At 64.0% G+C, this 19,354-nt stretch carries 19 protein-coding genes and 1 pseudogene; 11 read left to right on the plus strand and 9 right to left on the minus strand.

The features are described 5' to 3' along the window. The first annotated feature begins 137 nt into the window (after positions 1-137). A complete protein-coding gene (locus IVB32_RS06010) occupies positions 138-464 on the plus strand; it encodes a hypothetical protein (protein ID WP_083926328.1) in 327 nt (108 codons plus the stop codon). Here the strand turns inward: IVB32_RS06010 and IVB32_RS06015 are convergent. The 5 genes from IVB32_RS06015 to IVB32_RS06035 all read right to left on the minus strand — a co-directional run bounded on the left by IVB32_RS06015 (position 409) and on the right by IVB32_RS06035 (position 4,608). Beyond that, positions 409-1,767, minus strand: a complete 1,359-nt coding sequence (locus IVB32_RS06015; RefSeq protein ID WP_247358126.1) for an integrase arm-type DNA-binding domain-containing protein — start codon at positions 1,765-1,767, stop codon at positions 409-411. The genes IVB32_RS06010 and IVB32_RS06015 overlap by 56 nt on opposite strands. Before the next feature lie 531 nt (positions 1,768-2,298). After that, positions 2,299-2,976, minus strand: coding sequence for a hypothetical protein (locus IVB32_RS06020; RefSeq protein ID WP_247296109.1), 678 nt, complete (start codon positions 2,974-2,976; stop codon positions 2,299-2,301). A gap of 54 nt (positions 2,977-3,030) precedes the next feature. Then, on the minus strand, positions 3,031-3,513 hold the full coding sequence (gene greA, locus IVB32_RS06025; RefSeq protein ID WP_026232577.1) for a transcription elongation factor GreA: 483 nt from the start codon (positions 3,511-3,513) through the stop codon (positions 3,031-3,033). Positions 3,514-3,604: 91 nt separating this feature from the next. After that, on the minus strand, positions 3,605-4,120 hold the full coding sequence (locus IVB32_RS06030; RefSeq protein ID WP_018453702.1) for a hypothetical protein: 516 nt from the start codon (positions 4,118-4,120) through the stop codon (positions 3,605-3,607). A gap of 149 nt (positions 4,121-4,269) precedes the next feature. After that, entirely contained in the window at positions 4,270-4,608 is a 339-nt protein-coding gene (locus tag IVB32_RS06035) for a hypothetical protein (protein ID WP_018453701.1), read from the minus strand. A gap of 254 nt (positions 4,609-4,862) precedes the next feature. Here IVB32_RS06035 and IVB32_RS06040 point away from each other — a divergent pair, with 254 nt between their 5' ends. The 4 genes and pseudogenes from IVB32_RS06040 (at position 4,863) to IVB32_RS06060 (ending at position 9,409) form a co-directional block, all read left to right on the plus strand. Then, positions 4,863-5,096 carry a DUF3551 domain-containing protein gene (locus IVB32_RS06040; RefSeq protein ID WP_007596464.1) on the plus strand — a complete coding sequence of 78 codons (234 nt, stop codon included), beginning with the start codon at positions 4,863-4,865 and terminating at the stop codon, positions 5,094-5,096. A 325-nt stretch (positions 5,097-5,421) separates the two neighbouring features. After that, a pseudogene (locus tag IVB32_RS06050) lies at positions 5,422-6,956 on the plus strand (heme peroxidase family protein). Between the two features lie 262 nt (positions 6,957-7,218). Next, positions 7,219-8,820: a hypothetical protein gene (locus IVB32_RS06055; RefSeq protein WP_018453700.1), complete on the plus strand. Its 1,602-nt coding sequence runs from the start codon at positions 7,219-7,221 to the stop codon at positions 8,818-8,820. Positions 8,821-8,971: 151 nt separating this feature from the next. After that, complete coding sequence (locus IVB32_RS06060; protein WP_247361033.1) at positions 8,972-9,409, plus strand: hypothetical protein; 438 nt, start codon at positions 8,972-8,974, stop codon at positions 9,407-9,409. A 44-nt stretch (positions 9,410-9,453) separates the two neighbouring features. On the opposite strand, the gene IVB32_RS06065 is transcribed toward IVB32_RS06060, so the two are convergent. Both IVB32_RS06065 and IVB32_RS06070 read right to left on the minus strand, forming a co-directional pair. Next, a complete protein-coding gene (locus IVB32_RS06065) occupies positions 9,454-9,972 on the minus strand; it encodes a hypothetical protein (protein WP_018453698.1) in 519 nt (172 codons plus the stop codon). Between the two features lie 36 nt (positions 9,973-10,008). After that, positions 10,009-11,556, minus strand: coding sequence for an acetolactate synthase large subunit (locus IVB32_RS06070; protein WP_085349553.1), 1,548 nt, complete (start codon positions 11,554-11,556; stop codon positions 10,009-10,011). Between the two features lie 266 nt (positions 11,557-11,822). On the opposite strand from IVB32_RS06070, the gene IVB32_RS06075 reads away from it, so the two are divergent. Continuing rightward, positions 11,823-12,401, plus strand: a complete 579-nt coding sequence (locus tag IVB32_RS06075; RefSeq protein WP_007596474.1) for a L,D-transpeptidase — start codon at positions 11,823-11,825, stop codon at positions 12,399-12,401. Positions 12,402-12,469: 68 nt separating this feature from the next. Beyond that, complete coding sequence (locus tag IVB32_RS06080; RefSeq protein ID WP_018453696.1) at positions 12,470-13,285, plus strand: DUF2927 domain-containing protein; 816 nt, start codon at positions 12,470-12,472, stop codon at positions 13,283-13,285. A gap of 37 nt (positions 13,286-13,322) precedes the next feature. On the opposite strand, the gene IVB32_RS06085 is transcribed toward IVB32_RS06080, so the two are convergent. Together IVB32_RS06085 and IVB32_RS06090 are read right to left on the minus strand one after the other, a co-directional pair. Next, positions 13,323-14,129 carry a class I SAM-dependent methyltransferase gene (locus IVB32_RS06085; RefSeq protein ID WP_018453695.1) on the minus strand — a complete coding sequence of 269 codons (807 nt, stop codon included), beginning with the start codon at positions 14,127-14,129 and terminating at the stop codon, positions 13,323-13,325. A 104-nt stretch (positions 14,130-14,233) separates the two neighbouring features. Further along, positions 14,234-15,361: a threonine synthase gene (locus IVB32_RS06090; protein ID WP_026232576.1), complete on the minus strand. Its 1,128-nt coding sequence runs from the start codon at positions 15,359-15,361 to the stop codon at positions 14,234-14,236. Between the two features lie 389 nt (positions 15,362-15,750). On the opposite strand from IVB32_RS06090, the gene IVB32_RS06095 reads away from it, so the two are divergent. The 4 genes from IVB32_RS06095 (at position 15,751) to IVB32_RS06110 (ending at position 19,262) form a co-directional block, all read left to right on the plus strand. Then, on the plus strand, positions 15,751-17,007 hold the full coding sequence (locus IVB32_RS06095; protein ID WP_018453693.1) for a GTP cyclohydrolase II: 1,257 nt from the start codon (positions 15,751-15,753) through the stop codon (positions 17,005-17,007). Positions 17,008-17,014: 7 nt separating this feature from the next. Further along, positions 17,015-18,253 (plus strand): URC4/urg3 family protein, encoded by a 1,239-nt coding sequence (locus tag IVB32_RS06100; RefSeq protein ID WP_247296112.1) that lies wholly within the window; start codon positions 17,015-17,017, stop codon positions 18,251-18,253. Positions 18,254-18,344: 91 nt separating this feature from the next. Continuing rightward, positions 18,345-18,974 (plus strand): uracil phosphoribosyltransferase, encoded by a 630-nt coding sequence (gene upp, locus IVB32_RS06105; protein ID WP_007614501.1) that lies wholly within the window; start codon positions 18,345-18,347, stop codon positions 18,972-18,974. A 78-nt stretch (positions 18,975-19,052) separates the two neighbouring features. Then, entirely contained in the window at positions 19,053-19,262 is a 210-nt protein-coding gene (locus tag IVB32_RS06110) for a hypothetical protein (protein WP_026232575.1), read from the plus strand. Positions 19,263-19,354: the final 92 nt, after the last annotated feature.

Consider the following 19,354-nt stretch of genomic DNA (forward strand, 5'->3'; position numbering starts at 1 on the left):
CCGGAGCATGATGGTCAAATCGGCGGCACTCGACAGGGAAAGTTCGACGACTGCGTTGATTCTCTTGACGTCCCCGCCCAAGAAGCGACCAGGCGAATACACAAGAGCCTCGCTCGCTTCAATCGTGAGAGTTGACGATGGGCCACTTGAAGGAGACGCTCCGCACCATGAAGCGACCTCGGAAGAATCGCGGCATGCCGCCGCCCGCGACGTTCGATATCGATTCGCTGCCGGGCAGCTCAAACTTAACGGCATTAGAAACGGCCGCCGTGATCCGGCGCACGCCTGGAGCCCTGGAGCTATGGCGGCGCAATCCGAACCACCCGCTGAAATGGCGCTACATCGATGGCCGCCCGCTTTACCGAGTTGATGCGGTGCGCGACTATCTGGCCGGACGCGATGAGACAACTAAGTCGTCGCAGCCGCATAATGCTCGCGAAGACGGCCAAGCAATTCGGCCTTGATGGGATCGAGCGGATTCGTCCGCTGCAGGCGCACGACCTTGCCTCCCCGTTTAGCGCCGACCAACTCCGCGATGTAGTCATGAGCAGCTTCGAACGCCATCTTGCGGATGATCCACTGTTCGTCATGATTGTAGACCTGATCGATCCCGCGCGGCTTTTGCCCGACACACAACCGCTGGATTTCGTTGTCATAGCCGCAGCGTGACATGATGGTTCGCAAGCTGCGCCTTAAGTCATGCATTGTGAACTTGGCGACACCCGCTTCCTTGACCAGGCGGTCGACCAAGTTTGTGAAGCCCGACATCTGGCCGCCGGTCTTCGGTGACGGGAAGACATAGTCCGACGTCGCACGCTGGAAATGTTTTGCGGCCGTAAGCACCTCGTCAACGAGGTGGGTACGCGGCACGTCGTGGTAAACGCCCATCTTGGTCCATGCTGCCTCGAAAGTGATGCGGTCATCCATGACGTGATTTTGCCACTCGATCATGGCTGGCTCGCTGCGGCGCGGGCCGCCAAGCAGGCACATTCGTGTCAATAGCCCAAAAGTCCCAAGCTTGCCGGATGCGTGCCAGACTTTGATGATCTCCTCGTCGGGCAGCGCCCGGCCCTTCGTTCGGCGCCCGACCCGCTGCGCGCGCGTCTCCTTGGGCACGCGATAGCCGGCGAGCACGTTGTGCTCGACGTAGCCTTCGCCGACGCACCATTCGAGGAACGTGTGCGTGTGCTTGCGCAAGTCCTTTGCTGCGCCGCGCTTGCCGGTCTTGCCGATCCTGTCCACCGCCGCCATGATTTGCCGTCGCGTGAGCTCGGCGATGGCGAGGTCGAAATGATCTTTCAGACCGCGTCGGAGTGCCGACATAGACGGTTTCCAGTTGACGACCTGGCGCCCGGTCAGGGACATTTCGTAGGGGCCATCTTCAACGATCAAGGTCGCCAGTGTCGTGCACTGCCGCTCGGCCAGCGCTTGCCGCTTCGCCTCGCGCTTGCCCTCATTGGGATCGATCCCAATGACCACCTCCCCAGCGACGACGGTGGCGGCCCTGCGCGCGGCCTTCTCATTGAATTTGGGCCATGCACCCAGCGTCTTGCGTTGGGTGCCTTTCGTCCCAGGCTTTGTGAACATGAAGACCCAGGTCCTGCCACCCGTCGCGCGCATCCTGATCGCGAGCCCCGGCTGCTCTGTGTCGTGCAGATAGTGCTGCGATTTGCCCGGCGGCAGCGTCGCCGCACGGATGGCCGCGTCAGTGAGTCTCAGGTAGTTCGTCGTTCCTTCAGCTCTGAGAGATTCTTTACTCTTTTCCATCGTTTGTGCTCTCGCTCCTTGCGCCCTGAGACGGGTCGCGGCGATCCTAGAAGAAATGGACCACAAGCCATTGCCTTCGCGTTCCCAGTTAATGTGCCCTAAGGGAAATCCTCCGAAGGGCACAGCAGGGACATACACCATGTGGTAAGGCCAACCGAGGCCACGGATGGTCCAATATGGCCACAAGTCCTTACCTTACAAGGACTTTTGCAATAAAACTATGGCTGGATTAGGTTGGCTACAGTCCACCAGTTGTGGTTCACACGGGAGAGGTCCAAGGTTCGATCCCTTGTGCGCCCACCATTCACCTTCCTGAACCATAATTTGCTGCGGAAGATAACCGACGCTCGGCGGCTGTCTTCACCCGTCCAAATCAAAAACAGCGAAAACAACCCCATGCACAGTAGCCGACCTCAGTCGGATCAATGAGTTACGGGATTGCGACTTTTCCGAAATAGAATTTGACTCGTCGGGCAAAACACCGGCATGATGGCATCATCGCGGGGACCTGAAGCGCGATCGCATCAAGCTTCACGCAACCCGCGCCGGTCGCCAGGCTGCGTACAAACCGACCAGGGTGCCGATAATAACCAGCGCTGCGGCCAGCAGCAGCTGCAATTCTCCATCGTCCGTGGTGCCTACGGACGACACAAGTCTGGTCACCACGACGAACAGAATGCCCACGGAGGCTGCTGCACCCACGCCGAGATAGGCGAGCTCGCGCGTCAGCTTGCGGCCGAGGAGTCCGAGTGCCGTGAAATACATCGCGCAGGCGTTAGGATGAACGAACAGCGCAATGCGCGCGTAAGGACCGTAGGCGTCGAGGAGGGACTCACACCGGTTCAGTGCCGCCTTTGAGGCAACTCGCTGCAACAGCGGTCTGAAAAAACGAGCCTGTCCGTAACTCAGGACGGCGCCCAGGATGATGGCCAGCCATGCCACGATGAAAACGGAGACGTCCGCGGGCTTCGGATTGAGCGCCACGGACATCAAGATGAGAGCGGTTCCGGGGAAATAGCCAAAATACGGGAAGACCGCCTCCAGCAGCACGCAGACGAATATGAAAGCCGGAAACCACGCCGAACCGGTCGCATCCTGGACGATGGCGTTCAGGTCGAAGAGGTTTGTCCTGTACAGGACGAGGTACATGCACATGGCCAACCCGGCCAGCGCGTAAAACGGCAATGCTCCCGATAGAAACCGCCTCATCCAGCTATCGCGCCTTGTTGCGCGGACACAGCGGAAACCATCGATAAACGCCCCCTACCCAATCGACAAAATCTCGATCTCCTGCGCACCGGACCCCACGACATCCCCGACCGCCTTCCCCATCAACGACTTCGCCACCGGTGCCACGAATGAGATCGTGCCGGCCTTGGGATCGGCTTCGTCCTCGCCGACGATGCGATAGGTTTGCACGCGGCCATCGGCGCGGCTGAAGGTCACCGTGCTGCCGAAGGCGACGACATCGGTCGAGGCCGGGGCGGGAATGACCTGCGCCGTGCGCAGCCGTTCGGTGAGATAGCGGGCGTCACGCAAGGGCACCGCCGACTGCCGGCGCTTTTCGTTGACGTCCTCGATGGCTTGCGCGGCTTCATAGGCCTCGCGCGCGTCCTGAAGCTGCTTTTGCAATGCCTGCAAGCCTGCTTCCGTCACGAGGTTTGGATGCGGCGAGATCGGCCGATCCGGCAACAGCGTCTCGGCGGCGGTTTCCGCGCTCTCTTCCTTGGTAAAGGCAACGCTCAAGTCGAAAATCCTGTCGAACTGTTCGGGCTCACGGCCCGCGCCTTCGCGCCGCAAGCAATCGCGGCGGGCAGAAGCTGGCGATCATCCCGGATCATATCTCAAGTACGACGAAACGGCGCAGCTTGAAAACGATGTCCGGCATGGCCTGCCGGAACCGCGTGGCATCCCGGAACGTGGTCGAGAACGGCGCGAAGGTGATCATCGCGTTCCAGTGCCTGTAGCCGTAGACCGTGACGGAGGCGCCGGTCGCCGGAAAATTCTCGAGCTTGCGCAACTCACCCAGGACGAGATCGGCGATCGCTTCAGCAGGCAGCAACTGCTTGCCATCAGGTGTCGTGGCGATCTTCGCTGGCGGCTCGACTGGCTTCGCGGGGGCCAGCGCCGCATCGGGCGCGTTCTCGGAATTTGTTTCGGGCTTGCCCTCGAGGTTGGCCGGCGGCGTATCGGCGGCGGGCGGCTCGACCAGCTCAAATCCGTTCGTCGGCGCGGTCGGCGGCGGAACCTCGATGAGCGGCGGCGGCGCAATGCTTTCTGCGGCGCGCCTGTTGCCTCCCAGGATGCTGCTGATCATGGCCACGAGGCCAGCATCCTTCACGTCGTCACTCATTACTCCCCCCAGGCTTCGACCTACTCTAGCACCGCTCGCGCGGACCGCCACTGGGGATGTATGGCCGGATTCCGTCCGGCCAAGATCCTATTTCACGTGATGGCATTGGCGGGGCGATGCCCGATCACGCCGCGCTGCCGTGCGATCCGTCACTGCTTATCGAACGGAATGTATTGTTGGTATTGCTTCGGCACCGAGCTGCGGTAGCGCGCGGGCACCGTGCCGCTGTCGACCGAGTGATCGATCTCCTGCTGCCGCGTCATCTTCTTCTTCGCCGGCTTCTTCGACGCACTCTTCTTGGAGTCGGTCGGCTGGCTGGAGGTGTCGTTGGTTGCGCCCGGCGCTGCCGGCGTCGCTGCCGGCGCGGCGGTTGTCGCCGCAGGCGCCGCGGTTCCGGCGGCGGCTGGTGCGCCCTGCGCCAACGCGAGCGGTGTCTGCATGAGAAGCGCCAGCGCTGCTGTCGCAGCCAGCAAGTATGATTTCTGCATTAGAACCTCCAAAATACCTGATCCGAATAAGGCAAGCGTATTTCTGCGGGATCGACGCGTGCAAGTCCGTTCACGATGGGCTCGAACCCCATGGTGAACTGTGGCCGAGATCACATTGCCGGCAGCAGGCTGCGTCATGATGCGCCTTGTCGCGAACGCAAAGCATTCTGGCGACACCAATACAGGCATGACTGCGCAACAGACGAGCCAGGCTCGCTGACATTCCCACCCACTCGCTCTCGAAGGAGACTGACATGCGTCGCACGATCCTCACTCTCGCATCGCTCGCGGCCCTGCTCGCCGTAGCATCCCCGGCAGCCCAGGCACATCCTGCGAACGATCGATATTGCATCCAGGGCCGCTCGTGGGGCTATCCCGGCAATTGCCAGTTCGCCAGCTATCAGCAGTGCCTCGCTACCGCCTCCGGCACGTCGTCCTATTGCGGCATCAACCCGCGCTACGCGTTCTCGCAGCAGCGCGACTACTGACGAATTGGCGGCGTGCGCGTATGACGCGCGCGCCGCCACAATTTTTGCGTGAAGACGACCCGCTTCGCCGACGTGCCGGCGAATTGAAACTGTGCGAAGCCGCTTGCGTCCGTCGATGACGAGAATGTTATCCGTCATCAGCACCGAGAAATTCACGATGCGCAGCCGTGGCTTGCGGGCCAAAGGCGCACCTTCCGAAAATTTCGATACCGGGCAATTGTGATCCATCTCGCTCGTGGCAGGCGTGATCGCGCCTAGGCTGCAAACTCCAGCGCGAGAAACCTTAGCCCGATCTTTCCATTCGACTTTTCAGGAAGGTGTTTCAATGAGCAGCCGCCACGCAATTGTTCCGCGCGGTCTGAACGCAACGCGTTCGCCGCTTTCGCAAGGCCGCTTCGGCCGCATGTTCCGCAAGCTCGCACCGGCCAAATTCGGCCCGAACGATTCCAACACGATCGCAAACCTGTCGGCGCTCGCCGACAAGATGGTCGCCGGCTTCGACGGGCCGAAGGACGGACCGGACGCGGAAGAGAGCGGCATTCCCTCGCTCTACACTTATTTCGGCCAGTTCATCGACCACGACATCACCTTCGATCCGGTCAGCTCGCTGACCAAGCAGCAGGACCCCGACGGTCTCGTCGATTTCCGCACGCCGTCGCTCGACATGGACAATGTCTACGGCCGCGGTCCGAACGACCAGCCCTACATGTATGACGGCATCAAGTTCCGCCTCGGCGAAAAGGTCACCGGCGCGGGCGTGCCCGATGCGGTCGATTTGCCGCGCTTCAAGGGCCGCGCGCTGATCGGCGACCCCGCAACGACGAGAACAGCATCGTCTCGCAATTCCAGGCCTTGATGCTGCGCTTTCACAACCGCATGGTCGACGACAATGACAGCCTGTCGTTCGAAGACGTGCAGCAGCGCGTTCGATTCCACTATCAGTATGTGGTGCTGAACGACTTCCTGCCGCGCATCGTCCACGCCAGCGTGCTGGACCAGCTGAAGACCGCGGGTCACTACGATCGCAGCAAGCTCGCTTACTACCATTGGAAGACCTATCCGTTCATGCCGGTCGAGTTCTCGGTCGCGGCCTACCGGCTCGGGCACTCCATGATCCGCCCTGGATACCGGCTGAACGACGCGGCCAACATGCTGCTGCAGATCTTCCCCGATCCCAACAATCCCGACCACAACGCACTGACCGGCTTCCGCGCCATGGGACCGGGACGCGCCATGGACTGGGGCCGCTTCATCGATCTCGACACGCGCCCCTACGGGGTCGAGGACGTCGACACCAATCCCGACAACAAGAGGCGGCTGCAGTTTGCCTATCGCATCGATGCCTCGCTGGTGGACCCGCTGCGCAAGCTGCCGCCGGAAGTCGCGTCCAATCCGGCGTCGCTGGCGCTGCGCAATCTCGAGCGCAGCTGGCGGCTCGGACTGCCGTCGGGCCAGGCCGTCGCCAGGGCGATGAACCTGACGCCGCTGAGCGACGACGAGATCATCATCGGCAAGGCCGTCGACGAGCCCGGGACGGGCGATCCGCAAGTCAAGATCGCGAGCATCGCGAACGGCGCGTTCGCCGGCAACTGTCCGCTGTGGGCTTACATCCTGGCCGAGGCGCGGCAAAACATGACCGACGTGCCAATCTCCGCGACTGGTGGGCCCGCCACGGTCAAGACACCGCAGCTCGGACCGGTGGGCGGTCGCATCGTCGCCGAAGTCTTCCTCGGCATGATGTTCGGAGATAATTCCTCCGTGCTGTCGCTCGACCCGCAATGGACGCCGGTGACCGGCTCCAGCTTCGCGCTGAAGGACCTCGTCGCCTACGCGCTCGGCCAGGGCGATCCGCTGCATTGAGGGGATGACGGTCGATGATGCAAGGCCGCTCGTCGTGCGAGCGGCCTTGTGACCCACTCGCCTCGACGCGCGGGCGGATGGATCCTGGCAGGCGTGCTTCCCTAACGCAAATCCGTCCGCTTCCTGTTGACTCGCATCGCGAATGGAGAAATCCTTCAACAACGCAATTGCCATTGCCGATCTCAGCAGTACGAACTTCGGCGCCCTCGGTTTTATCGGCGCCATCTGACCAGATTTATTCTGAACAGAAACGGAGGGGCCGATGCGCGCGCTCGCCTTGAGAACCGTCTCTCTTCTCGCCCTCGCTACCTTAGGCTCGATTTCCGGCACGCCCGCCGCACGCGCGGAAGACGGGGCCGATGAGCAATTTGGCAAGGTGCACTTCCAGACTTCCTGCAACGAGGTGGCGCAGCGCCGCTTTGATCGCGGGATGCGTTATCAGCACTCGTTCTGGTACCGGCCCGCAAAGGAAATTTTCGAGGAGACGCTGCAGGCCGATCCGGAATGCGCGATCGCCTATTGGGGCATTGCGCTGAGCCTGCTGTACAATCCGCATTTTGCCGCGCCGAAGGAAAACCTCACCGGAGGGCTCGCCGCGCTGCAGAAGGCGAAGGCACTCGGCGCCAAGAGCGAACGCGAACGCGACTATATCGATGCGCTGCTGGCCTTCTATTCGGGCGACGAAAAGACGACGTTTGGACAGCGTGCGCAGGCCTATCTCAGGGCAACCGAAGCCGTCGCCGCGCGCTATCCCGATGATGACGAGGCGCAGATCGCCTACGCCATTACGCTGAACGTCACGGCGTCACCAAACGACAAGTCCTATGCCAACCAGCTCAAGGGCGCCGCTATCCTGGAGCCGATCTTCAAGCGCCAGCCGCGGCATCCCGGCGTCGCACATTACCTGATCCATCTCTATGACTATCCGGCGATCGCAGAGCAAGGACTCGACGCTGCTAAGCGTTATTCCGAGATCGCGCCGGCGGCACCGCACGCCTTGCATATGCCGTCGCACATCTTCACGCGCGTCGGCTACTGGAACGAATCCATCGACGCCAATAGCCGTTCCGCGAAGGCTGCCAAGGAGGGCAAAGACCCCAGCGAGCAGCTGCATGCCGACGATTATATGGTCTACGCGCTGCTCCAGCTTGCGCAGGACAGCCGAGCCAGCGAGGTCATCGCGGACATGATTGCGACCACTGGCTATGTGCCGGCTGTCCGCGCCGGTCCCTACGCGATAGCAGCCAGCCAAGCGCGCTATATGGTCGAGCGCGGTGATTGGCAGGGCGCCGCCGCGCTGAAGGTCGAGCCGAGCCGGTTTGCCTATGTCGATGCGATCACCTATTTCGCCCGCGCCCTTGGCGCCGCGCGCTCCGGCAATGCAGACGCGGCAACGGCGGACATCGCCAAGCTGGCGGAGTTGCGGGACAAGCTGCAGCAGGACAAGGACGCCTATTGGGCCGAAATCGTGGACATTCAGCGGCAGGTCGCTACAGCCTGGCAGCTCAACGCCCTGGGGAAGCAGGCGGATGCGTTGGAAGCGATGCGCCTTGCCGCCGATGCCGAAGACAAGACCGAAAAATCCATCGTGACGCCGGGTCCACTTGCCCCCGCACGCGAGCTTTACGGGACCATGCTGCTCGAACGCGGCATGGCGACGGAGGCATTGGTCGCGTTCGAAAGCACCATGCGCAAGGAGCCGAACCGATTTGGCGCGACGATCGGCGCCGCTCACGCGGCCGAGAAAGCGGGGGATCCTGTGAAGGCCCGCCAGTACTACGCGAAAGTCGTCGAAACCGCGAGAAATGGCGACTCATCGCGAGAGGACCTCGCGGCCGCACGAAAGTTGATGGCTCAGAATTAGCAAAGATGTCGCGGCAACTTCCATGCGCCTGACAAGCAAGCTCGTTGCAACCAGCGCAGCCATCGCACTGTTCTGCTCAGCCACAGCGCTCTGGATATTGCGATCCGGTGAACCGGCACGCGCAACAGCGACCTCCGGCGAGGTTCGCCCAGTGTGGACGGAAATCGACTGGCCTTTCGGTGCGGATCCCTGGGGGAAAGGAAAAGCGTTCCGCTGCAAGGCCGCGGATTGCGGCGGCGAAGTCCAGCTCTACGTTCGCGCCAAGCTCGGCTTTTGCAATTGCGCCACCGGCATTGCCGATGACGGCGACCTCGAGCAGATGGGCGACCTGGCGCTGATTGGGAAGGCAACGCCGACGGCCGCCGGCCGAGAGATCCTTGTCGGTCCAATGCGCGGCCGCAGCCGGGCATATCGCGTCGAGGGGAACGCCAAGGCCGCGCTCTCACTCGCCTTCAATCAACGCTGCGACATGGTGGCCGCGACGGCTTTGCTCGCACCGGGCGCCACCGCGTCGCTCGAGCCGGCGGTGCTGGCGTTCCTCAATAGCGACCGCATGCTGAAATGGGCCGAGATCGCGCTTGGGCTATGACTCAAGGGAATAGCTGAATTAAAGGCGACAATTCGGCACACGCCTTAACGCGCCATCCCGAGGCCGACCTCCTCCAGCCGCGTGGCGAACCAGCGCGACAGCGGCTGATCGAGGACGCCGCTGACATAGACTTCCGAGATCGTCACGTTGTCCTTGTCCAGCACCAGCAGCACGCCGATCCAAAAGGCGAACCAGACATGCGCATCGGTCAACGCCATCAGCTTGTGCTGGTCGTGGTCGAGCGCGGTGTGATTGCTGGCCTTGCGGATCTCCATGGTGAGCAAATTGTTCGGGATCTCGCGCTGATGCACCACGACGTCAGGGTAGATCGACTTGCCCAGATGATCGTCGGTCGAGATGATGGTGCCGTGCGGCAGATGCAGCGTACGCTCGCCTAGCCGGTCGTAGTTGCAATCGACCGACCAGCCGCAGAACTGCTTCTCCAGATGCACGGCGAAGCGGTGCGTGATGGCACGCTCGCCGATGTCCTTCTCGAACAGGAATGTTTCGTGTGCGTAGAAGTCCCGGAGTGCCGCGATCACCTTGTTCAGCTCGGTCTGCATCTTGCCCCCGGCCCTCGGCGCTCCTGATGCGGTGCCCTACATCTGGACTTCGATCAGCCGCGGTCCGGGCTCGGCGACGGCCTCGGCCAGCGCCTTGTTGAACTCGTCCGCGTTGGTGACGGCGCGGCCGGGCACGCCCATGCCCTTGGCCAGTGCCACGAAATCCAGCGTCGGCCGGTCGAGCCGCAGCATGTCGTTGGCGCGCTGTCCGGGCTCGCCGGCGCCGACATTGTCGAACTCGCCGCGCAGGATCTGGTAGATGCGGTTGGCGAACACGATGGTGACGATGTTGAGGTTTTCTCTCGCCTGCGTCCACAGCGACTGGATCGTGTACATCGCGCTGCCGTCGCCGACCATGCAGATCACCTTGCGGTCCGGGCAGGCGATCGCGGCACCGATCGAGAGCGGCGTCGAGAAGCCGATCGAGCCGCCCATGTTCTGGAGCCAGTCGTGCGGAGCAGCCGCCGCTGTCGGCGGGAAGAAGGCGCGGCCGGTGGTGAGGGATTCGTCGACCAGGATCGCGTTCTCCGGAATCGCATAGGCGATCGATTGCGCGATCGAGGCGTGGGTCAGTGCGCCGGTCGGCTTGAGCAGCTCAGCCGCGGCCTGCGGCTTGACGTCCTTCGCGCTGGCCTTCACCGCGCCGGCGAGCGCTTCCAGTGCAGCGACCGAATTCTCCCCCCAGGAGGTCATGCGATGCACCTCGCAGCCCTCGGGCTTGAGGATGCTCGGCTTGTTCGGATAGGCAAAGAACGCCACGGGATCGTCGGACTCGACCAGCACGATATGGCGGAACCTGGCCAGCATCTGCAGCGCGTTGTCGATCACGTAATGGATGCGGTCGATCGAGAAGCGGCCGCGGCCGCGCGCCATCCTGGGACGGAAGGTCGGGCCCATCACGGTGCAACCGGTCTTGGCGGCGATGCGCTCGGCCAGCGCCAGGCCCTGCTCGCTCAGCGCACTGCCGGTCATCAGCAGCAGCGTGCCCTCGCCGTCGCCGTGCAGGATCTTTGCGGCCTGCTCGACCGCCTGCGGCGAATAGCTCGCGCGCTGCTGCTCGGCCGGAACCTCGGCGATGCCGTCCGCTTCGTTCCAGGCGGTGTCGGCGGGCAGGATCAGGGTCGCGATCTGCGGCGGCGCGCTCTTGGCGGCGGCGATCGCCGCGGCACCGTCGGCGGCGACCGATTTGGAGTCCGGCGAAGTGCGGACCCAGGACGACATCGGCCGGGCCAGGCCCTCGATGTCGGAGGTCAGCGGCGCGTTGTAGTCGATGTGGTAGACGGCGTGCTGGCCGACGATGTTGACGATGCCGGAATTCGCCTTCTTGGCGTTGTGCAGATTGGCAAGGCCGTTGGCAAGACCGGGGCCGAGATGCAGCAGCGTCGAGGCCGGCGTGCCCTTCATGCGGAAATAGCCGTCGGCGGCGCCGGTCACCACGCCTTCGAACAGGCCGAGCACGCAACGCATGCCGGGCACGCGGTCGAGCGCTGCGACAAAATGCATCTCGGAGGTGCCGGGGTTGGAGAAGCAGACGTCGACCCCGCCCTTGACCATCGTCCGCACCAGACTTTCCGCACCGTTCATCCGTCAGCTCCCGCAACCGGCAATGTTCCAACAATCCATCCGATCAATCATTGTTCGCTCGTCTCGTCAAAGCAATAGCCGGCGTCGCCGCCCTGCCCCGCGCGGCGATGCGCTGGTTTGGCTAATACTTTCCGGCAAATTGGCGCGGTTGCCGGTTTGGTAACGCCAACCGTTAAGGATGCCCCGTCTCACGAGGCCGTGGCTTGCGGAAAGCCCGCAAATATGGCCTGTAACTTCAGTTGAATCGATTTTTTGCTGGGGGAACAATGATCCGGTATTTTGCCGCGCCGATTGCCGCCATCGCACTGCTGTCGGCGACCGCCGGCGGCGCCTTCGCCGAGGAGTTCGACTCGCGCGACATCATGGGCGGCGGCCCGAATTTCTTCCGCGGCGGCTCGAGCCCAGTTCCCCGCACCACCGTCATGTATAACGGCAACTACGCCCCGGGCACGATCGTGGTGAACACCTCGGAGCGCCGGCTCTATCTGGTGCTCCAGAACGGCCAGGCCCTGCGCTACGGCATCGGTGTCGGCCGCGACGGCTTCCGCTGGGGCGGCGTGCACCGGATCACCGCCAAGAAGGAATGGCCGGACTGGACGCCGCCGTCACAGATGCTGGCGCGCCGGCCGGACCTGCCGCGTCACATGAAGGGCGGCGTCGAAAATCCGCTCGGTGCGCGCGCGATGTATCTGGGCTCGACACTCTATCGCATCCACGGCTCCAACGAGCCGGAGACGATCGGCCAGGCGGTGTCCTCGGGCTGCTTCCGCATGACCAATGACGACGTCACCGACCTCTACGGCCGCGTCGGGGTCGGCACCACGGTGGTCGTGCTGAACAACTAGCAAGAATCGGCGGCGCGTGGATATGCGGCCTTGTGCGTCGGTTCCGAATACGGCAGCGTCGCCTGGCAATGAGCGCATTGGCCCCGTCTCCGTCCGGCTTTCGCATCGTGCTGCTGGCGCTCGCCACCGTCGCGTTCGCGCCTGACACCGCTACCATCGCCGTCGCGGGCGAATTGCCCGCGATCGCTTCGCGCCAGCGCGCCGAGAAGAAGAGCTTTACCGACGGCGAGATCGTCGACGGCTTTCTGAAGACGGCGTTCGGCGCCGAATACCACCTTGCCGGCCGTGTCGATCGCATCCGCAAGTTCGACGGACCGGTGCGCGTGTTCGCCGAGAGCGATCGCGCCGACCGCAAGGCGCAGCTCGCGAAAGTCGTAGCCGACATCGGCAAGCGCGTGCAGCATCTCGACATCGCCATGATCGACTCCAGCGAAGCGGCGAATGTGCGCGTGAAGCTCGTGCGCGACCGCGATCTGTTCCGCACCATCTCGAGCTTCTACGGTGCGGAGAAGGCCCGCGAGATCCGCACCTCGCTCGATCCGCAATGCCTGTCCGGCTTCCGCAAGAACGACAATTTCGAGATCGAGCATTCCGACGTCATCCTCACCGTCGACAACGGCGATTTCACCTTCCTCGACTGCGCCTATGAGGAGCTGCTGCAATCGCTCGGCCCGATCAACGACACCGCCAGCGTGCCCTGGACCATGTTCAACGACAACGTCTCGATGGGCTATTTCGACGTCTATGACCAGTACATCCTCAACCTGCTCTACGATCCCCGCATCAAGGCCGGCATGACCGTGGCTGAGGTCAAGGCGGCGCTGCCCGACGTGCTCACCGATGTACGCATTTGGGTAAGGCGCGTGAACGATCTGAAGGAGTGAGATCGCAAGGGGAGAAGGAAAGCACCGTGGCGCGGCTTTACGCCTTCTTCGCCTTCGACATCAAAAATTGCTGGCGCATCACGTTGTTGCTTCCGTCGTAATATTCGGAGATCAGCGCCTCGAACTCGCTGCGAAAACTCCGCAGCCTGTCCGGCTCGTCCTTGTACTGGGCGACGAGCTTGATCAAAGGCCCGATCGTCGTTTCCATGGTGCGGCGGAAATGCTGCGGGCTGAGTGCGGACGGCGTCATGATGTCCATCTCGAAGGTGATATCCTTCGCTTTCCCTGCGAGACGTTCGGCGACGATCTTCGGATCGCCCCACGACACCGGTGAGGCCACGCCCTCGGGCGGCGGCAGATGGCGGCCGATCAGCGCGAACATCCGGCCGACATAGAGATGCGGCGGCCAGGTGGAGAAGGCGATGGTGCCGCCGGGCTTCAGCACGCGCAGCATCTCGCCGATGGCGACCTTGGGACGCGGCGCGAACATGTGGCCGAACTGGCTGAGCACCACGTCGAACTCGTTGTCGCCATAGGGCAGGCTTTCGGCGTCGCCTTCGGCGAAGTCGACATCGAGATTCGCCAGCTGCGCGTGCTCGCGGGCGCGCTCGAGCAGGACCGGCGACAGGTCGAGACCCCTGACCTTCGCACCGCGGCGCGCCGCCGTGATCGCGGCAACGCCGGTGCCGCATCCGACGTCGAGCAGCATTTGGCCGGTCGCGACCCCGGCGAAGCTCACGAGCTTGGCGGCCGAGGGCGTGGTGAACACTTCCATCGGCGTGAACAGCGACCAGGCTTCCTTCTGGACTGCCTTGAAACCAGCAAACGGGTCTTGGTCGGCCATGGAACTCTCCCTTCGCTCAATGTCAGTTTTTCATGAGGCTGACGACGGATGCCAAAGGTTCAACGCAAGCCCATGACGGCGACGGCTTCGCCTCCCTGGCGGTCCTATTGCACGAGATCGGCAACGATGGTCGCGGCCTTGAGGCCGGTGCCGGTGAGGACCGCGACCGTGGTCTCGGTCGCCTTGATGCTACCGGTGACGGATAGTTTCTCCAGCGCGGCGGCAGCACTTGCGCTGGTCGGCTCGGCGAACAGGCCCTGCCGCGCAAGACGCCGCAGCGCGGCGACGATCTCGTCCTCGGTCAGCGCGACAGTGCCGCCACCGCTCTCGCGCAACGCGCCGATGATCTCGCGCAGGCGCAGCGGATGCTTGATCGCGGTGCCTTCGGCGATGGTCTTGTTCACCTCGCGCGCGACAGGGGTGTCGACGCCGGCCTTGAAGCTTGCATCGATCGGCGAGCAGTTGAGCGGCTGCGCCGCGAACAGGCGCGGCAGCCTGGTGATCTGGCCGGCTTTCAACAGCTCACGGAAACCAAGGGCGCAACCCAAAAGGCTGCTGCCGGCGCCGACGGGCACGATGACGTTGTCGGGGACGCGGAAGCCGAGGTCCTCCCATATCTCATAGGCGAGCGACTTGGTGCCTTCGAGGAAGAACGGTTGCCAATTGTGGCTGGCATAGAAGGTCTGGCTCGACTGCCGGATTGCCTCGGCCTCCGATTCCTCGCGCGGGCCCTCGACCAGCTGCACCGCCGCGCCATAGGCGCGGACCTGCGCGATCTTGGCCGGCGATGTCGAGGCCGGCGCGAGAATCTTCACGCGCATGCCGCCGGCGGCGCCGAGACCCGCCATCGACGAGCCGCCATTGCCGGACGAGTCCTCCAGAATGGCGTCGACGCCGATCTGCCGAAGGAAGGACAGCATCACGGCGGAGCCCCGGTCCTTGAAACTGCCGGTCGGGTTGAACCATTCGAGCTTGAAGAACGGGCGCAGCTCGCCCCAGGCCTGCTGCACCAGTGGCGTGCAGCCTTCGCCGAGCGTGATCGGAGTCTTGATCTCGACCGGCAGCGCCGCCCGGTAGCGCCAGAGCGAACGCGTGCGCGGCTCGATCTCCTCCCGCGACATCCCTGCCCCGGGCGTCACCAGCAGCGGCGTGCGCTCGTCCGAGCACCAGCGCGGCTGGTCCAGCGGATAGAGCTTACCGTTGCGGGGGTCGATGTAGGCGGGGGCGGGCATGGCGGTCTCCAAGGAAGGCGATGCGGCAAAGGCGATCTGTACGTTTTGGTTTGATGACACGTTTTGTCCGGAAACTCGACGCCCGGCACGCCAACCGTGTGGCGCCTCTTGAAAACGTGAAAACCATAATTACTTCATCATCTTACTGCGGTGGCGGAGAGCTCCGCCAGTGCGGTAGCGTGGGACTCGGGCAAGCGCTGCCGGGTCGCGGGACGACAGGAATTTGGCCGCGAACCGCCCCGCCCCCGCGCAGCACGATTAACTTGTCTGTCGCGACTGCCCGCTACAATATGTTGGATTGAGCTCGCGCCGCCGGTGTTCCGCATCGGCAGCGCGACGAGCCAAGGCCCGTCCGAGCGGCGGGCCGTTGGCTTTTTAGGAGTTTGGTCATGAGCCGCGCGAACCGTACCGACCACATCCGCCTCACCTCCCATCCGGAGCCGGGCAGGACAGCCGCCTTCCCGATCCACTGGGGCGCCGCCGACGCACGCACCCGCGGTCCGATCATCGGCACGGTGTCGCGCGCGGGAGATCGCAACGTGATCGGCAGCCATGGCGGCTCCTATGCGATGTACCGCGCGCTCGCGGTGTCCGCCGGCGCGCTCGATCCGATTCGTAGGCCCGACCTCACCAACACGTTTCCCGCGGCGACCATCGGGCCGTTCCCGCAATGGAGCGATCCCGCCAAGATCGTCGCGCTCGATCCCTGGGGGCATCTCGTCGCCGAGAATTTCGGCAAGGACATCGCCGAGGGCATCGACATCAGGCCGAGCATCGCGGTGACGCGCGCGCGGCTGGACCTGCCGGAGATCCGCGAGGCGCTCGCCGCCAAGCGCCTGCGCGCCGACGGCGACGTCGTGCACGCCAATGGCAGCGTGTCGGTGGTGAAGATCGCGATTGATCCGGTCTGGTATCTGCCAGGCCTTGCGGAGCGCTTTGCGACCAACGAGACCGAGCTGCGGCGCACGCTGTTCGAGCAGACCGCCGGCATGTTCCCTGAGCTCGTGACCCGGCCGGACATGAAGGTGTTTCTGCCGCCGATCGGCGGCACCACCGTCTACATGTTCGGCGACGTCACCAAGCTGCCGGACCATCGCACCAAGATCACCTGCCGCGTGCATGACGAGTGCAACGGCTCCGACGTGTTCGGCTCCGATATCTGCACCTGCCGGCCCTACCTCATTCACGGCATCGAGGAATCCGCGCGCGGCGCGCAGGAGGGCGGACTCGGGCTCGTGATCTACAACCGCAAGGAAGGCCGCGCGCTCGGCGAGGTCACGAAGTTCCTGGTCTACAATGCGCGCAAGCGCCAGGAGGACGGCGATGCGGCCGCCGCCTATTTCGAGCGCACCGAATGCGTCGCCGGCGTCCAGGACGCGCGCTTCCAGCAATTGATGCCCGACACCATCCACTGGCTGGGCCTGAAGCGCATCGACCGCTTCCTCTCGATGAGCGACATGAAGCATGACGCTTTGACCTCGCAGGGCATCGACATCGTCGAGCGCGTGCCGATCCCGCCCGAGCTCATTCCCGCCGACGCCTATGTCGAGATCGCCGCGAAGAAGGCCGCCGGCTATTACTCCACCGACATTGCGCCGGAGAAGGACGTCGACGGCGTGGTCGGGCGTTCGCTGGAAAAATACTGATCGATTGATGGCAGACGCTTTGGAATTGCAGGCCCGTTCGCTGCTTAGCGCAGCAGCGGTTCGCGCGCGTGCCGGCGAGATGTTTGGGATCGGTCTGAACGGCGGGCTGACGCATTTCACCATCGATCTCGATCGCATGGATGGCGTTGCCGACGCCGTTCTCGCCGTGACGCGCGAGGCCTATCCGACGCTGGAGATTCCGTTCCATGCGCGCTGGCGGCATTTCGTGCTTGATGGCGTCGACCGTTGGGCGCGGCTCGCGGACGCGACGTCATGGCCCGACCGCGCGGCACGGGCGCGCGCGGAGTTCGACCTTGCCATCGTCAGCGTGCTGCTCGACGCCGGCGCGGGTGCCGCGTGGCGATACCGCGACGCGGTGACGGGACAGAGCATCGGCCGATCCGAGGGACTCGCGATTGCGAGCCTCGACATGTTCGCAAGCGGCCTTTTTTCCCACGATCCCCGCGCGCCCTTCAGGACCGATGCCGACGTGCTCGCGCGACTGCCACTCGCCGCGCTCACTTCGGCCTTTCAGGTGAGCGATGCCAATCCGCTGCTCGGGGTCGAGGGGCGGACCGATCTGCTGCGCCGCTTGGGCAAGCTGGTGGCGGAGCGGGCGGACGTGTTCGGCGCGCACGACACCCCGCGGCCGGGCGGGCTGTTCGATCACATCGCGGCGCAGGCGAAGGGCGGCGCGGTTCCCGCGCCCGCGATTCTCTCGGCGGTGCTGAATCAGCTCGGACCGATCTGGCCGTCGCGGCTGGAGCTTGCCGGGATTCCGCTCGGCGATTGCTGGCGCCACCCGGCGATCAAGGCCGATGACGCTACCGCGGGCCTTGTGCCCCTGCACAAGCTGTCGCAATGGCTGAGCTATTCGTTGATCGAGCCGCTGCAGCGCGCCGGATTCGACGTCACCGACATCGACGGCCTGACCGGGCTTGCCGAATATCGCAATGGCGGGCTGTTCGTCGATCACGAGGTGCTGCGCCTGCGCGACGCCGCCGATGCCGAGCGCGCGCATGCGGTGGATTCCCTGCTCGTCGTCGAGTGGCGCGCGCTGACCGTGGCGCTGCTGGACCGGCTCGCCGAACTGGTCCGCGCCAAACTCGGGCGCACTCCTGAGACATTGCCGCTCGCCAGCATTCTCGAAGGCGGCACCTGGGCCGCGGGCCGCGCCATCGCCTTCGCGCGCCGGCCCGATGGTTCGCCGCCGCTCAAGGTGATCAGCGACGGTACGGTGTTCTAGTCTCTCGTTCGAGTTCGCGGAAACAGATCCTTCATCCGGCGCTTCGCGCCACCTTCTCCCACAAGGGGAGAAGGAAGAAAGGCATCCGATCATGCAAGGCGTCACGATCGTCGATCATCCGTTGGTGCAGCACAAGCTGACCCTGGTGCGGGACAAATCGATCTCGACCAAATCGTTTCGGGAGCTGATCAAGGAGATCGGCATGCTGCTGTGCTACGAGGTGACGCGCGACCTGCCGCTCGCCGATACCGTTATCGAAACGCCGCTGGCGACGATGCATTCGGCCAAGATCGCGGGCAAGAAGCTGGTGTTCGTGCCGATGCTGCGCGCCGGCACCACTTTCGTCGACGGCATGATGGATTTGGTGCCGACCGCGCGCGTCGCCCATATTGGCCTCTACCGCGAGCCGCACAGCTTTGCCGCGGTCGAGTACTTCTTCAAATCGCCGTCCGATCTCAGCGAGCGCCTGGCGATCGTGGTGACGCCCGTGGTTGCGACCGCCAACACGGCTGTGGCCGCAATCGACCGGCTGAAGGAGCGCGGCGCCAAGGATATTCGCCTCGCCTGCCTGATCGCCGCCCCCGAAGGGCTCGAACGGCTGCGCGGACTGCATCCTGACGTGCCGATCTGGACGGCCGCAGTCGATGAAGGTCTCGACGAGAACGGCTTTATCCTGCCGGGCCTCGGCGACGCCGGCGACCGCGCCTACGGGACGAGATAGGCGCCGGCTTGCAAACCGCGTCACGTTAGGAACAGGTTCGCTCGCGCAAGGTTTTCCTGCTCTACGATGGAGAGCACGATGACCTATCAGGATGACCGCAGGGCAGACAGAGCACGCCGCAACAGCCCGGTGGGCTGGGCGATCGGCGCGATCTTCGTGATCGCCGTGGTCGCTGCCGTCTTCTTCTACAATGGACGCGACGTCGGCCCGCAGACCACGACCTCCAATCCGAACAACGCGCCGAGCGTCACCACCGGATCGAATCCACCTGCTGCGCCCGCGAAGTGATGCGCTGAGGGCGGGCCGTCACACCTTGCCGCTGCCGCAGATCCCCTTCAGCGCCTGCCACTCCGCATCCGTGAGCAGCGGCGGGCCGCTGG

It is taken from the genome of Bradyrhizobium sp. 23, from assembly GCF_023073295.1.
GTDB classification, from domain to species: Bacteria; Pseudomonadota; Alphaproteobacteria; order Rhizobiales; family Xanthobacteraceae; genus Bradyrhizobium; species Bradyrhizobium canariense_D.

Excerpts from the sequence above, each read along its gene's own strand:
- IVB32_RS06010 (WP_083926328.1), top strand. The coding sequence starts at position 138 with ATGGGCCACTTGAAGGAGACGCTCCGCACCATGAAGCGACCTCGGAAG.
- IVB32_RS06015 (WP_247358126.1), bottom strand. The coding sequence starts at position 1,767 with ATGGAAAAGAGTAAAGAATCTCTCAGAGCTGAAGGAACGACGAACTAC.
- IVB32_RS06020 (WP_247296109.1), bottom strand. The coding sequence starts at position 2,976 with ATGAGGCGGTTTCTATCGGGAGCATTGCCGTTTTACGCGCTGGCCGGG.
- IVB32_RS06030 (WP_018453702.1), bottom strand. The coding sequence starts at position 4,120 with ATGAGTGACGACGTGAAGGATGCTGGCCTCGTGGCCATGATCAGCAGC.
- IVB32_RS06035 (WP_018453701.1), bottom strand. The coding sequence starts at position 4,608 with ATGCAGAAATCATACTTGCTGGCTGCGACAGCAGCGCTGGCGCTTCTC.
- IVB32_RS06040 (WP_007596464.1), top strand. The coding sequence starts at position 4,863 with ATGCGTCGCACGATCCTCACTCTCGCATCGCTCGCGGCCCTGCTCGCC.
- IVB32_RS06055 (WP_018453700.1), top strand. The coding sequence starts at position 7,219 with ATGCGCGCGCTCGCCTTGAGAACCGTCTCTCTTCTCGCCCTCGCTACC.
- IVB32_RS06065 (WP_018453698.1), bottom strand. The coding sequence starts at position 9,972 with ATGCAGACCGAGCTGAACAAGGTGATCGCGGCACTCCGGGACTTCTAC.
- IVB32_RS06070 (WP_085349553.1), bottom strand. The coding sequence starts at position 11,556 with ATGAACGGTGCGGAAAGTCTGGTGCGGACGATGGTCAAGGGCGGGGTC.
- IVB32_RS06075 (WP_007596474.1), top strand. The coding sequence starts at position 11,823 with ATGATCCGGTATTTTGCCGCGCCGATTGCCGCCATCGCACTGCTGTCG.
- IVB32_RS06080 (WP_018453696.1), top strand. The coding sequence starts at position 12,470 with ATGAGCGCATTGGCCCCGTCTCCGTCCGGCTTTCGCATCGTGCTGCTG.
- IVB32_RS06085 (WP_018453695.1), bottom strand. The coding sequence starts at position 14,129 with ATGGCCGACCAAGACCCGTTTGCTGGTTTCAAGGCAGTCCAGAAGGAA.
- IVB32_RS06090 (WP_026232576.1), bottom strand. The coding sequence starts at position 15,361 with ATGCCCGCCCCCGCCTACATCGACCCCCGCAACGGTAAGCTCTATCCG.
- IVB32_RS06095 (WP_018453693.1), top strand. The coding sequence starts at position 15,751 with ATGAGCCGCGCGAACCGTACCGACCACATCCGCCTCACCTCCCATCCG.
- IVB32_RS06100 (WP_247296112.1), top strand. The coding sequence starts at position 17,015 with ATGGCAGACGCTTTGGAATTGCAGGCCCGTTCGCTGCTTAGCGCAGCA.
- upp (WP_007614501.1), top strand. The coding sequence starts at position 18,345 with ATGCAAGGCGTCACGATCGTCGATCATCCGTTGGTGCAGCACAAGCTG.
- IVB32_RS06110 (WP_026232575.1), top strand. The coding sequence starts at position 19,053 with ATGACCTATCAGGATGACCGCAGGGCAGACAGAGCACGCCGCAACAGC.